This is a genomic window from Mycobacterium sp. E735 (assembly GCF_001666955.1).
Taxonomy (GTDB): Bacteria; Actinomycetota; Actinomycetes; order Mycobacteriales; family Mycobacteriaceae; genus Mycobacterium.
The window spans coordinates 1-12,580 of the sequence record NZ_LZIX01000186.1 but is presented as its reverse complement, the minus strand read 5'-3'; the positions used below and the strand labels follow the sequence as shown (position 1 = coordinate 12,580).

12 protein-coding genes and 3 pseudogenes are annotated in these 12,580 nt (G+C 71.5%); 9 read left to right on the top strand and 6 right to left on the bottom strand.

Features of this window, described 5'->3' with window-relative positions:
* Positions 1-242: pseudogene (locus A5704_RS14635) on the bottom strand (hypothetical protein); the annotation flags it as partial.
* Positions 243-259: 17 nt separating this feature from the next.
* A pseudogene (locus tag A5704_RS14630) lies at positions 260-718 on the bottom strand (histidine phosphatase family protein); the annotation flags it as partial.
* On the opposite strand from A5704_RS14630, the gene A5704_RS14625 reads away from it, so the two are divergent.
* From A5704_RS14625 to A5704_RS14605, 5 genes are read left to right on the top strand one after another with little or no spacing between them, the layout of a single operon-like run.
* The gene (locus tag A5704_RS14625; protein ID WP_369828461.1) at positions 599-985 is read left to right on the top strand and encodes a TlpA disulfide reductase family protein; all 387 of its coding nucleotides are present in this window, start codon (positions 599-601) and stop codon (positions 983-985) included. The pseudogene A5704_RS14630 and the gene A5704_RS14625 overlap by 120 nt on opposite strands.
* Positions 982-1,761, top strand: a complete 780-nt coding sequence (locus tag A5704_RS14620) for a cytochrome c biogenesis CcdA family protein (RefSeq protein ID WP_067268699.1) — start codon at positions 982-984, stop codon at positions 1,759-1,761. The genes A5704_RS14625 and A5704_RS14620 overlap by 4 nt, the downstream gene beginning before the upstream one ends.
* Complete coding sequence (locus A5704_RS14615) at positions 1,761-3,401, top strand: cytochrome c biogenesis protein ResB (protein ID WP_067748325.1); 1,641 nt, start codon at positions 1,761-1,763, stop codon at positions 3,399-3,401. The genes A5704_RS14620 and A5704_RS14615 overlap by 1 nt, the downstream gene beginning before the upstream one ends.
* Positions 3,398-4,375, top strand: a complete 978-nt coding sequence (ccsB, locus tag A5704_RS14610; protein WP_067889583.1) for a c-type cytochrome biogenesis protein CcsB — start codon at positions 3,398-3,400, stop codon at positions 4,373-4,375. Before A5704_RS14615 ends, ccsB begins: the two co-directional genes overlap by 4 nt.
* Positions 4,376-4,412: 37 nt before the next feature.
* On the top strand, positions 4,413-5,702 hold the full coding sequence (locus A5704_RS14605) for a MinD/ParA family protein (protein WP_369828460.1): 1,290 nt from the start codon (positions 4,413-4,415) through the stop codon (positions 5,700-5,702).
* A 4-nt stretch (positions 5,703-5,706) separates the two neighbouring features.
* Here the strand turns inward: A5704_RS14605 and A5704_RS28360 are convergent, their stop codons facing one another.
* A complete protein-coding gene (locus A5704_RS28360) occupies positions 5,707-5,868 on the bottom strand; it encodes a hypothetical protein (RefSeq protein WP_156670027.1) in 162 nt (53 codons plus the stop codon).
* Between the two features lie 121 nt (positions 5,869-5,989).
* On the opposite strand from A5704_RS28360, the gene A5704_RS14600 reads away from it, so the two are divergent.
* Positions 5,990-6,280 (top strand): DUF4229 domain-containing protein, encoded by a 291-nt coding sequence (locus A5704_RS14600; RefSeq protein ID WP_067751817.1) that lies wholly within the window; start codon positions 5,990-5,992, stop codon positions 6,278-6,280.
* On the opposite strand, the gene fabH is transcribed toward A5704_RS14600, so the two are convergent.
* Together fabH and A5704_RS14590 are read right to left on the bottom strand one after the other, a co-directional pair.
* A complete protein-coding gene (gene fabH / locus A5704_RS14595; protein WP_067889580.1) occupies positions 6,274-7,281 on the bottom strand; it encodes a beta-ketoacyl-ACP synthase III in 1,008 nt (335 codons plus the stop codon). The two genes, A5704_RS14600 and fabH, sit on opposite strands and share 7 nt — an antisense overlap.
* A gap of 107 nt (positions 7,282-7,388) precedes the next feature.
* The gene (locus tag A5704_RS14590; RefSeq protein ID WP_067889586.1) at positions 7,389-8,261 is read right to left on the bottom strand and encodes a 1,4-dihydroxy-2-naphthoate polyprenyltransferase; all 873 of its coding nucleotides are present in this window, start codon (positions 8,259-8,261) and stop codon (positions 7,389-7,391) included.
* Between the two features lie 75 nt (positions 8,262-8,336).
* Between A5704_RS14590 and A5704_RS14585 the strand changes: the two genes are divergently transcribed.
* Together A5704_RS14585 and A5704_RS14580 are read left to right on the top strand one after the other, a co-directional pair.
* Positions 8,337-9,113 carry an S-methyl-5'-thioadenosine phosphorylase gene (locus tag A5704_RS14585; protein WP_067779319.1) on the top strand — a complete coding sequence of 259 codons (777 nt, stop codon included), beginning with the start codon at positions 8,337-8,339 and terminating at the stop codon, positions 9,111-9,113.
* On the top strand, positions 9,110-10,138 hold the full coding sequence (locus tag A5704_RS14580; protein ID WP_067889577.1) for an NAD(P)-dependent oxidoreductase: 1,029 nt from the start codon (positions 9,110-9,112) through the stop codon (positions 10,136-10,138). Before A5704_RS14585 ends, A5704_RS14580 begins: the two co-directional genes overlap by 4 nt.
* Before the next feature lie 5 nt (positions 10,139-10,143).
* On the opposite strand, the gene A5704_RS14575 is transcribed toward A5704_RS14580, so the two are convergent.
* A complete protein-coding gene (locus A5704_RS14575; protein ID WP_067751801.1) occupies positions 10,144-11,808 on the bottom strand; it encodes a hypothetical protein in 1,665 nt (554 codons plus the stop codon).
* A gap of 278 nt (positions 11,809-12,086) precedes the next feature.
* Here A5704_RS14575 and A5704_RS14570 point away from each other — a divergent pair.
* Positions 12,087-12,580: pseudogene (locus tag A5704_RS14570) on the top strand (hypothetical protein); the annotation flags it as partial.

Sequence of the window (12,580 nt, the reverse complement as noted above, 5' to 3'; positions counted from 1 at the left end):
CGATCTTCGCCGGCCGGGTCGTCGTCATCAACATCTGGGGCCAGTGGTGCGGCCCCTGCCGCGCCGAGGTCGGCCAGGTCGGGGCCGGTCAGCGGGCCGGGGCGGCCGCGGGCCGACGGCGGGTCGTAGTAGATGTCGGTCTTCCCGCCCGGCGAGACGAATTCGAAGGTGCCGCCCTGGGCCACCGCGTCACGACCGGACGAGCAGCCCGCAACGAGGGTCGTCACCACGACCCCCGCCATCGCCAGTCGCCATGCGATCAAAGCGCCGCCGGCTCCCGATACTCGACGTCGGCCAGCCGGTCGCCCTCGTACACCAGGGTGGTGATCGAGCACAGCCCGCACTCCCGCCTGCGCGGGTCGTGCCACAGCCGCCTGCCGGTGAGGTGCAGCCGCAGCGTCCACACGGGCAGCTGGTGGCTGACGCACACCACCTCGCGGCCGGCCGCACGCGCGCGGGCCTTGTCCACCGCGGTCGTCATCCGCGCCGCGATCTCGGCGTACGGCTCACCCCACGACGGGGTGAAGGGGTTGCGCAGCTGCCACCAGAACCGCGGGTCGCGCCAGGCGCCGTCACCCGGGCCGACCCCGCCCACCCGCTGTCGCTGAACGACCCGATCTTCGCCGGCCGGGTCGTCGTCATCAACATCTGGGGCCAGTGGTGCGGCCCCTGCCGCGCCGAGGTCGGCCAGCTGCAGCAGGTCTACGACGCCACCCGCGACGCCGGGGTGTCGTTCCTGGGTATCGACGTGCGCGACAGCAACCGGCAGGCCGCGCTGGACTTCGTCAACGACCGCCACGTGACGTACCCCTCGATCTACGACCCCGCGATGCGCACCCTGATCGCGTTCGGCGGCAAGTACCCCACCACAGTGATCCCTTCCACGCTCGTCCTGGACCGCCAGCACCGGGTCGCGGCGGTGTTCCTGCGCGAACTGCTGGCGGCCGACCTGCAACCCGTGGTGCAGAAGCTGGCCCGCGAGTGACCGGATTCACCCAGATCGCCGCCGCCGGACCGCTCCTGGTGGCCCTCGGCGTGTGCCTGCTGGCGGGGCTGGTGTCCTTCGCCTCCCCGTGCGTGGTGCCGCTGGTGCCCGGCTACCTGTCCTACCTGGCCGCCGTCGTGGGCGTCGACGAGCAGCCCCTGCCCGGCCAGGTCAAAGCGCCGCCGTCGGCGCGGTGGCGGGTCGCGGGCTCGGCGGCGCTGTTCGTCGCCGGATTCACCACGATCTTCGTGCTGGGCACGGTCGCGGTCCTCGGGATGACGACCACGCTGATCACCAACCAGCTGCTGCTGCAGCGGGTCGGGGGCGTGCTGACGATCGTGATGGGGCTCGCCTTCGTCGGCCTGATCCCGGCACTGCAACGCCAGGCCCGGTTCAGCCCGCGCCAGCTGACGACCGTCGCCGGGGCGCCGCTGCTGGGCGCGGTCTTCGCGTTGGGCTGGACGCCGTGCCTGGGGCCGACGCTGGCCGGCGTGATCACCGTGGCCTCGGCCACCGACGGCGCGAGCGTGGCCCGCGGGATCGTCCTGGTGATCGCGTACTGCCTGGGGCTGGGCATACCGTTCGTGCTGCTGGCGTTCGGCTCGGCCGGCGCCGTGGGCGCCCTGGGCTGGCTGCGGCGCCACACCCGGGCCATCCAGGTTTTCGGCGGCGCGCTGCTGATCGCCGTCGGTGTCCTGCTGGTCAGCGGGGTGTGGAACGACTTCGTCTCCTGGCTGCGCGACGCGTTCGTGTCCGACGTGAGGCTGCCGATCTGATGGCGAGACTCCTTGCCTGGGGGCGCAACACCTGGCGCGCGTTGACCTCGATGGGCACCGCGCTGGTGCTGCTGTTCCTGCTCGCGCTGGGGGCGATACCCGGGGCGCTGCTGCCGCAGCGCAGCCTCAACGCCGGCAAGGTCGACGACTACCTGAAGGCCCACCCGGTCATCGGGCCGTGGCTGGATCGGCTGCAGGCGTTCAACGTTTTCTCCAGCTTCTGGTTCACGGCCGTCTACGTGCTGCTGTTCGTGTCGCTGGTCGGCTGCCTGACGCCGCGGATGATCGAGCACGCCCGCAGCCTGCGCGCCACCCCCGTGGCCGCCCCGCGCAACCTCGCCCGCCTGCCCAAGCACGCCAGCGCGCAGCTGCCGGCCGACCCCGACGAGCTGAACGCCCTGGCGAACAACATCACCGGCCGGCTGCGCGGCTGGCGCACCGCCATCCGACACCCCGACGACGACGAGGCCGGCCTGGTCGAGGTGTCCGCCGAGAAGGGCTACCTGCGCGAATTCGGCAACATCGTCTTCCACTTCTCGTTGCTGGGCCTGCTGGTCGCGGTGGCCGTCGGGAAGCTTTTCGGCTACGAGGGCAACGTCATCGTCATCGCCGACTCCGGCCCGGGCTTCTGCTCGGCCTCGCCGGCCGCGTTCGACTCGTTCCGCGCCGGCAACACCGTCGACGGCACGTCGCTGAATCCGATCTGCATCCGGGTCAACGACTTCCAGGCGCACTACCTGCCGTCGGGGCAGGCCACCTCGTTCGCCGCCGACATCGACTACCAATCGGGCGGCGATCTCACGGCGAACACCTGGCGGCCCTACCGCCTGGAGGTCAACCACCCGCTGCGAATCGGCGGCGACCGGGTGTACCTGCAGGGCCACGGCTACGCGCCCACCTTCACCGTGAGGTTCCCGGACGGGCAGACGCGCACGTCGACCGTGCAATGGCGGCCGGACAACCCGCAGACGCTGCTCTCGTCGGGGGTGGTGCGCATCGACCCGCCCGCCGGCAGCTATCCCAACGCCGCCGACCGCCGCCAGCACGAGATCGCGATCCAGGGCCTGCTGGCGCCGACCGAGCAGCTCGACGGCACCCTGTTGTCGTCGCGTTTCCCGGCCCTGAACGCCCCGGCGGTGGCCGTCGACATCTACCGCGGCGACACCGGGCTGGACACCGGCCGGCCGCAGTCGCTGTTCACGCTGGATCCGCGACTGATCCAGCAGGGCCGGCTGACCAAGGAGAAGCGGGTCAACCTGCGGGCCGGACAGGAGGTCCGGATCGAGGCGGGCCCGGCGGCCGGCACCGTCGTCCGCTTCGACGGCGCCGTGCCGTTCGTCAACCTGCAGGTCTCCCACGACCCAGGGCAGATCTGGGTGCTCGTTTTCGCCATCACGATGATGGCCGGCCTGCTGGTGTCGCTGCTGGTGCGCCGCCGCCGGGTGTGGGTCAGGCTCACTCCGGGGACCGGTACGGTGAACGTCGAGTTGGGCGGGCTGGCCCGCACCGACAACTCCGGGTGGGGCGACGAGTTCGAGCGGTTGACCGAGCGGGTGCTGGACGGCCTGGGTCGGCCCGACGTCGCGGAGGCGGTCAAGCCCCCCGCGTCCAGAAGGAGTTCTGAGGTGGACGTCAAATGAACACACTGCACGTCAACGTCGGGCTGGCACGCTACTCCGACTGGGCGTTCACGTCGGCGGTGGTGGCGCTCGTCATCGCGTTGCTGCTGCTGGCCTTCGAGCTGGCGTACGCAGGCGGCCGCCGTGTCGACCGGCGCGAGCGGGTGTTGGCCGGCGCGGTCGCCTCGGACAGCGTCACCCCCGGCATCGTCGAGGACGTCCCCGGGCGGCCGCTGGACGAGCGCGTCGGGCGGGCCGGGCTGGCCGTGGTCTACCTCGGCATCGGACTGCTGTTCGCCTGCATCGTGCTGCGCGGCCTGGCCACCGTGCGGGTGCCGTGGGGCAACATGTACGAGTTCATCAACCTGACCTGCATGTGCGGGCTGCTCGCCGGGGCGTTCGTGTTGCGCCGCCCGCAATACCGCCCGCTGTGGGTCTTCCTGCTGGTGCCGGTGCTGATCCTGCTCACGGTGTCCGGGCGCTGGCTCTACACCAACGCCGCCCCGGTGATGCCCGCGCTGCAGTCCTACTGGCTGCCCATCCACGTCTCGGTGGTCAGCCTGGGCTCCGGGGTGTTCATGGTCGCCGGCATCGCCAGCATCCTGTTCCTGTTGCGCACCTCACGGCTTGGGGAGCCGGGCGCCGAGGGCACCCTGGCCCGGATCGTGCGGCGCTTCCCCGACGCGCAGACGCTGGACCGCGTCGCCTACCGGACCACGATCTTCGCGTTCCCGGTCTTCGGGTTCGGGGTCATCTTCGGCGCGATCTGGGCGGAAGAGGCGTGGGGGCGGTATTGGGGCTGGGACCCCAAGGAGACCGTGTCCTTCGTCGCCTGGGTGATCTACGCCGCCTACCTGCACGCCAGGTCGACGGCGGGGTGGCGGGACAGGAAGGCGGCCTGGATCAACGTCGCGGGGTTCGTGGCCATGGTCTTCAATCTGTTCTTCGTTAACCTGGTGACCGTGGGCCTGCATTCGTATGCGGGCGTGGGGTGACCGCCAGCGACCGACCCAAGTAACGCAACAAGGGGGAGTGCACGTGTCCGACCATCCGATGACGGGCGTGGGGGCGCCCGAGGAACCGACCACGCAAATGCCTCCGCCGGGGCCGGCTGCCTCGCCCGTGAACGCCGACGAACCGCCCGCCGACGGCGGCGATGCGCCGACCCGCGCCTTCGCCGGGTTCCGCACCGAACGGCGGCCCGAGCGGCGGGAGGCGGCGCCGCCGACCACGCCCCGGCCCGCGGGTATGCCGCCCTGGGATTCCACCCCGGTGACCGGAATCCCGCGGGTCGACCCGACGGCGTACGGCGCCTACTACAACGGCCCGGCCGCCGCGATGGCCCCGCAAGCCCCGCCGCGGCCGGAGCCGCTGCCGCACACGCCGTACCCCGAGCTGTCCACCGGGATGTTGCTGCGGCCGGTCAAGCCGCCGCCGTCGGAGGGCTGGCGCCGGCTGCTCTACGAGGTGTCCGGCCACCTGATCAACCTCGGTGAGAGCCCGCGGGCCGCCCGCTACAACAACCTGGTGGCGCAGGTGAACCGGCCACTGCGCGGCTGCTACCGGATCGCGATGGTGTCGCTGAAGGGCGGCGTCGGCAAGACGACGATCGCCGCGACGGTGGGCGCCACCTTCGCCTCCATCCGGGGTGACCGGGTGGTCGCGGTCGACGCCAACCCCGACCGCGGCACGCTGAGCCAGAAGATCCCGCTGGAGACCGCGGCGACGGTGCGTCAGCTGCTGCACGACGCCGGGAGCATCGAGCGATACAGCGATGTCCGCCGCTACACCTCGAAGGGGCCGAGCGGCCTGGAGGTGCTGGCCTCGGAAACCGACCCGTCGGTCTCGGAGGCGTTCAGCGCCGAGGACTACAGCCGCGTCCTGGACGTCCTGGAGCGGTTCTACGGACTGGTCCTCACCGACTGCGGGCCGGGGCTGCTGCATTCGGTGATGTCCTCGGTGCTGGAGAAGGCCGACGTTCTGGTCGTGGTCAGCTCCGGATCCATCGACGGGGCGCGCAGCGCGTCCGCGACGCTGGACTGGTTGGACGCACACGGCCACGAGGAGATGGTGCGCAACTCGATCGCGGTCATCAACGGGGTGCGGTCACGCACGGGCAAGGTCGACATGAACAAGGTGGTCGACCACTTCGCCCGCCGCTGCCGCGCGGTCCAGGTGGTGCCGTTCGACCCGCACCTCGAAGAGGGCGCCGAGATCGAGCTGGACCGGCTGAAGAGGTCGACGCGCGAGGCGCTCACCGAACTGGCGGCCATCGTCGCCGATGGGTTTCCGGGGGATCAGCGCAACCCCGGGATCGCGTAGCGCCTCAGCGGGGGTTGTTGTCGTCGTGGCCCAACCGCCGCAAGAATTCCGGATCGTCGTCGGGTCCGATCACGCGCGTCTTCGGCCGGTTGATTTGCGACCGCGCCGCACGCCAGCCAACGTAGATCAGCGTCCCCAAAATCAGGACGAGCAGCAGGTAGAGCACTCAACACCTCCTCGAACGAATATACCCGCGCCGTAGGCTCTCCCCTGTGTCAGAAGCAGCCAGCGACAACGCCCCAGGCGACGGCCAGGGCCGGGCGCCGGGCGCACGCCGCCGGGCCGTCATCGACGTTCTGCTCTACGCCGCGGCGCGCCTGCTGCTGGCGGTGATGCTCGCCGCCGTGATCTACGGGGTGGCGCGCTTGATGGGGGTCAGCCAGTTCCCGGTCGTGGTCGCAGCGTTGTTCGCGCTGATCATCGCGATGCCGCTGGGTATTTGGCTGTTCGGCCCGTTGCGCCGTCGCGCCACCGCGTCGCTGGCGGTGGCCGGCGAGCGCCGGCGCCGCGAGCGTGAACAATTGCGGGCCCGGCTGCACGGGGAGCCCGCGCCCGACGAGCGCGCTGCCGATCAGTAGTTGGGCATCCGCACGACCTGCGCGGCATAACTGAGGCCCGCGCCGTAACCGATCAGCAGGGCCAGGTCGCCGGGCTTGGCGGCCCCGGTCTCCAGCAGCTCGGCCATCGCCAGGGGGATCGACGCCGCCGAGGTGTTCCCGGTGTGCTCGATGTCGTTGGCGACGACGGCGTCCGGCCGCAATTCCAGGCTCTTGGCCAGGACCTCGTTGATGCGGCTGTTGGCCTGATGGGGCACGAACACGTCGATCTCGTCGGGCCGGATGCCCGCCGCGTCCATCGCCTGCCGGCCGACCTTGCCCATCTCGAACGCCGCCCACCGGAACACCGCGCTGCCCTCCAGCCGCAGGAACGGGCGGGGGCCGGTGGGGGCGTCCATGTAGTCGATCCAATCGATGTCCTGCCGGATCGCCAGGGCCTGTTCGCCGTCGCTGCCCCAGATGGTGGGCCCGATGCCCTGGTCGGGCGTCTCGCCCACCACCACGCCCGCCGCGCCGTCGGCGAAGATGAAGCAGTTGGTGCGGTCCTGCATGTCCACCGTGGGGGACAGCTTCTCCGACCCGAGGACGAGCACCTTGGCGGCGGTCCCGCCGCGGATCATGTCGGCCGCGACGCCGAGCGCGTAGCCGAAGCCGGCGCAGCCGGCCGAGACGTCGAACGCGGGCACGCCCGTGGCGCCCAACGCCGCGGCGACGGCCGGGGCGCACGCCGGGGTCTGCAGGAAATGGGTGCTGGTGGCGACGATGACGCAGTCGATGTCGGACGGCGTCAGCCCCGCGGTCGCGATCGCCTGCCGCCCGGCCTCGGTGGCCATGGACGCGGCGGATTCGTCGCGGGCGGCGAACCGGCGGGTCTTGATCCCGGTGCGGGTGAAGATCCACTCATCGGACGATTCGATGTTCTCGCATATCTCGTCGTTGGTGACCACCCGTTCGGGGCGGTACGCCCCGACGCTGAGCAATCCGATGTCTTCCGGTCCTCTGGTCGCGGCGATCTGCTTCACTGCTGTCCCCGATCGGTGTCGTCTATGAACGGCCGTTGATCGCCGGCCGACCACCCATTGTTATCCGATCCGTCGCCGACGCGGGCAGTACCGACACATCCGGGGATTCAGCCGGCCAGCGCCAGGGCCGCCGCCACCGCGATCGCCCAGGCCACCATGGCCAGCCCGGTGTCCCGCAGCACGGGAATCAGCTCCGGACCGCCGCGCCCCGACCGCACCGGGCCCGCCGCGCGCAGCGCCAGGGGCGTGGACACGAATCCCACTGCGCACCACGGCGTCGCGGCCATCAGCACCAGGGTCAGCAGCCCCGCGGTCGCCAGCAGCCCCTGGTAGAGGATGCGGGTGTGGGTATCGCCCAGCCGCACCGCCAGGGTGATCTTTCCCGATTGCGCGTCGGTCGGAATGTCGCGCAGGTTGTTGGCCACCAGCACCGACGACGACAGCGCCCCGATCGAGACCGCCAGCGCCAGCCCCACCCAGTCCACCCGCAGCGCCTGGGTGTACTCGGTGCCGAGCACGGCCACCAGCCCGAAGAACACGAACACCGCGACCTCGCCGAAACCCGCGTAGCCGTAGGGTTTCGAGCCGCCCGTGTACAGCCACGCGCCGGCGATGCACACCGCGCCCACGGCGATCAGCCACGGCGCGCTGACGAGCGCGAGGGCCAGGCCGGCGGCCGCCCCGAGCGTCAGGCTCGCCACCGCCGCGGCGAGCACCGATCGCGGGGTGGCCAGCCGCGAGCCCACCAGGCGCATCGGGCCGGCCCGGTCGTCGTCCGTGCCGCGGATGCCGTCGGAGTAGTCGTTGGCGTAGTTGACGCCGACGGTCAGCGAGACCGCGACGGCCAGCGCCAGCAGCGCCTTCCACCACACCGCCGATCCCAGCCACGCCGCCGCGCCGGTGCCCGCGACCACCGGCGCCACCGCGTTGGGCAGCGTCCGCGGCCGCGCACCGGAGATCCATTGCCCGAAATTGGCCACGAGGACATCCTGCCAGCACCCCGCCCCCGCCCCCGCGCCCACGATCCGGTGCGGGCCATGCACCAGAATGGGCGGATGCTCGGAGTCATCGGCGGCAGCGGCTTTTACACGTTCTTCGAGTCCGACACCCGCGTCGTCGACGTCGACACCCCGTACGGGCCGCCGAGCGCGCCGCTCACCGTCGGCGCCGTCGGCGGACACGAGGTCGCGTTCCTGCCCCGGCACGGGACCAGCCACCAGTTCTCGGCGCACACCGTGCCGTATCGGGCCAACATGTGGGCGCTGCGCAAGCTCGGGGTGCGACGAATCTTCGCGCCCTGCGCCGTCGGCAGCCTCGAGCCCGACAACGGTCCGGGCGCGGTCGTGGTGCCCGATCAGCTGGTCGATCGCACCAGCGGCCGCCCCGACACCTACTTCGATTCCGGCGGCATCCACGTCGACTTCGCCGACCCGTACTGCCCCAGCCTGCGCGCCGCTGTGACCGGCCTGCCGGGCGTGGTCGACGGCGGCACGATGGTGGTGATTCAGGGGCCGCGGTTCTCCACGCGCGCAGAGAGCCGATGGTTCGCCTCGGCCGGGTTCGCCTTGGTGAACATGACGGGTTACCCGGAGGCAGTGCTGGCTCGGGAACTCGAAATGTGCTATGCGACAATCGCTTTGGTCACCGACCTGGATGCCGGGGTGGCGCCGGGTGAGCGCGTGACCGCCGTCGAGGTGTTCGCCGAATTCGAGAAGAACATCGGGGGATTCAAGGAGCTGGTGCGCCAGGCGATCGGCCGGGTGGCGAGCGAACGCAATTGCACGCACTGCCTGCCGCACACCGGGGTCACGCTGCCCGTCGAGTTGCCATGAGGGTGTTGCTCACCGGTGCGGCCGGTTTCATCGGGTCGCGGGTGGCCGCGGCGCTGCGGGCGGCGGGCCACGACGTGGTCGGCGTCGACGTGTTGCTGCCCGCGGCGCACGGCCCGAATCCGGTGCTGCCGCAGGGATGTCACCGCGTCGACGTCCGCGATGCCGACGCCCTGGCGCCCCTGCTGGACGGGGTGGACCTGGTTTGTCATCAGGCGGCGATGGTCGGGGCGGGCGTGGACGCAGCCGATGCCCCCGCCTACGGCGGCCACAACGATTTCGCCACGACGGTGCTGCTGGCGCAGATGTTCGCCGCGGGGGTGCGCCGCCTGGTGCTGGCCTCGTCGATGGTGGTGTACGGGCAGGGCCGCTACCACTGCGGGCGGCATGGGGACATCGACCCGCTGCCGCGGCGGCGCGAAGACCTCGAAGCCGGGATCTTCGAACACCGCTGCCCGATCGGCGGCGAGGAGCTGCAGTGGCGCCTCGTCGCCGAGGAAGCGGCGCTGCGGCCGCGCAGCCTGTACGCGGCCAGCAAGACCGCGCAGGAGCACTACGCCCTGGCGTGGTCGGAGTCGACGGGCGGGTCGGTGGTGGCGCTGCGCTACCACAACGTCTACGGCCCCGGCATGCCGCGCGACACGCCGTATTCCGGGGTGGCGGCGATCTTCCGGTCGTCACTCGAAAAAGGCGAACCACCAAGGGTTTTCGAGGACGGCGGTCAGATGCGGGACTTCGTCCACGTCGACGACGTCGCCGCCGCCAACCTCGCGGCCACCCAGCACACGGACGGATTCACCGCGGTCAACGTCTGTTCGGGGCGGCCGGTCTCGATCCTTGAGGTGGCCGGCGCGCTGTGCGATGCGCGCGCCGGTTCACCGGCGCCGGTGATCACCGGCCAGTACCGCAGCGGCGACGTGCGCCACATCGTCGCCGACCCGGCCCGGGCGGCCGAGGTGCTGGGTTTCCGGGCGCGCGTCGGCCCGGCCGAGGGCCTGCGGGAGTTCGCGTTCGCCCCGCTGCGCTGAGCCCCTCAGGGCTGTGGCGGGCGGTAGATCTTGGGTTTCTGAAGGGGTATCTGCCGCGTCGCGGAATCGTCGCCCCGGAAGATCCGGGGGCCGGTGCTGATCCGGGTGGTCGCCGCGGCCGACGGTGTGGCGGCCTGGCCCACCGGCACGCGCGCCCGGGGTCCGGTGGGAGCGCCGCCCGCCGGGGCGGCGGCCTTGCGGGCGATGCGGCGGCGGCGCAGGCGCCGGCCGCGGAGCTGCCCGGTGACGATGGCCGCCCCCAGGATGCACAGCGCAAGGCCGCACAGGGCCACGTCGAACGTGCTGGTGATCTGCTGGGCGAGGTTGTTCCCGTAGACCGGGTGTTGCGCCGGGGAGGTCGGTGAGTCCGCGAATCGCGGTGCCAGCACCACGCCCACCACCACCCGCGCGACGCTCAGTGTGGCGACCAGCCCGCACAGCGACGAGATCAGTCGCGCGGAGCGGGTGGCGTCGGCCAGGTTGATGCGCAGCCAGATCGCCAGCAGCGCGGTGGCCAGATCGAACCCGGCCAGCACCACGCTGTCGTAACGCGAGAAGGGGTAGTTCAGGCTCACGGAGACGAAGAGATCGGTCAGCCGCATCACCATCGAACCCAGGCCCCATACGGCGATGAGCAGCAAGCCATTTCGGGCCGCCGCCCGCCAGGCGCTCTCCTCGGCCCCGGTGGTGTTCCGATGACCGAAGAGGGTCCGCGGCGCGAACACGGCCCCGGCCGCGGCCCACGCCAGGTAGCCCTCGAAGCCGACCCCGGCGGTCGAGGTGTTCTGCGCGATGCCGTGGAACGCGTCGATGTCCCGCCCCAGCGGCAGGCTCCACACCAGGACGCCGGCGACCGCCGTCGAGGCGCCGAGCGCGACCGTGGCCAGCCGGGCGGATCTGGTGCCGCGCAGCAACCACCTGGCGGCGACCAGCACGGCGACCAGGGCCACCACGCCGTACACCACCGCCGTCACGATGACCGCGACGTTCTGCTTGCCGAACGCGGCGGCGCCTCCGGTGTTCTGCAGCGCGTACCGCACCCGCCAATACAGGTTGAAGCCAAAACTGAGCACCGCCAACGCCATCGACGCATAACCGATGAGCCGGGCCGCCCTCAGCCAGCCGGCGTACTCATCGCCCTCGGGCACCGGTCCCGAGCGGGCGCCGTTGGCGACCGCTTGCGCGCTCAGCAGCGACCCGGCGATGCCCACCCACGCCCCGGGCCCCACGCCGCCCGGCACGTTCACCGTGCCGCCGAACCGGACGGTCTCGAACGCGTCGAACCCGACGAACGCCAGCACCAGAAGCGCGTAGGGGATGTTGAGCGCCAGGCGAAGCCGGCCCGCCCTGGCGGGGTTGAACCGCGCGCCCGACGTCCTCCAGGAACCGGCTACCGCGACGGCGACGAGGGAGAGCACCGTCACCGCCAGCAGCGCGGCGAACAGGACCGGCTTGCTGCCCGGAATCCCCACGCCGAAATACAGATTCCACGGCAGGAAGAGGGCGATGACGAGCAGCGCGACGGCGGTCAGGTCGCCGGCCCAGCGGCGGCGGGTCGGATCGGGCGTTGCGGCCGCGGCGTTCGGGCCCGGCCGGACGATGCGGGTGGTCTCCTGCGCCTGTCGTTGAATGGGGCCGGTGGGCGCGTCGTCGCTGCTCTGGCTCACCATGCCCCCCGCAAATCAACGACGATCGCCTGCTGCGCAGCTTCGGTTGCGCGGCGGGCGAATACCCTGCCGGGGCGGCCGCACTGCTCGCTTGCGAACATAATCTCCGTTCGGACGCCGTGGCAGATTCCCCGGCGACCGTCCTGTGGTTCGAGAAGCTGGTTACGCTGCGCTATAGGCAAACCTTGTCGCCCGAATAACGGATACTGCCAACGGTATCGCAAGTGTAATGATGCCGGGACATTGCTGGTCGTGGGGTGGCCAGCCGAAGGAGAACCGGGATGGACGTCGTGTTGGGGGTCGCGGTCACGGGCCCCGTCGCCCGCTTGGCGCTTGTCGGGCCGGGCGCCGACGTGATCGACCAATCCGTCGTCGACCTGGAGGACAACCCGGTCGGCAAACTCACCGAGACGGTGGTCGGCACCAATCGGCTGCTGGCGGACGAGAACCACCGGCTGGTGGGCACCCGGCTGTGCTGGAACGACGATCCGCTGGCCGGGCAGCTGCGGCAGGCGCTGGAGAACTCCGGCGTCCCCAACGTCGCCGTGCTCTCCGAGTCACAGGCGGTGGCCGCCCTGATGCGCGCGGCCGGGCGCCCCGGCGCCGCGCTGGTGATGAACGACGCGACGGCGACGCTGTCGGTGCCGGGCTCCGCCGAGGACCAGGACGCACCGCCGACCGTGCTGGCCCAGCAGCCGCTGGCCGGCGGCGACGCCACCGCCACCTTCGACACGATGATGGCCCAACTCGGGAACCGGCCGGACGCCCCGGGCGA

Excerpts from the sequence above, each read along its gene's own strand:
- A5704_RS14615 (WP_067748325.1), top strand. The coding sequence starts at position 1,761 with ATGGCGAGACTCCTTGCCTGGGGGCGCAACACCTGGCGCGCGTTGACC.
- A5704_RS14580 (WP_067889577.1), top strand. The coding sequence starts at position 9,110 with ATGAGGGTGTTGCTCACCGGTGCGGCCGGTTTCATCGGGTCGCGGGTG.
- ccsB (WP_067889583.1), top strand. The coding sequence starts at position 3,398 with ATGAACACACTGCACGTCAACGTCGGGCTGGCACGCTACTCCGACTGG.
- A5704_RS14575 (WP_067751801.1), bottom strand. The coding sequence starts at position 11,808 with ATGGTGAGCCAGAGCAGCGACGACGCGCCCACCGGCCCCATTCAACGA.
- A5704_RS14585 (WP_067779319.1), top strand. The coding sequence starts at position 8,337 with ATGCTCGGAGTCATCGGCGGCAGCGGCTTTTACACGTTCTTCGAGTCC.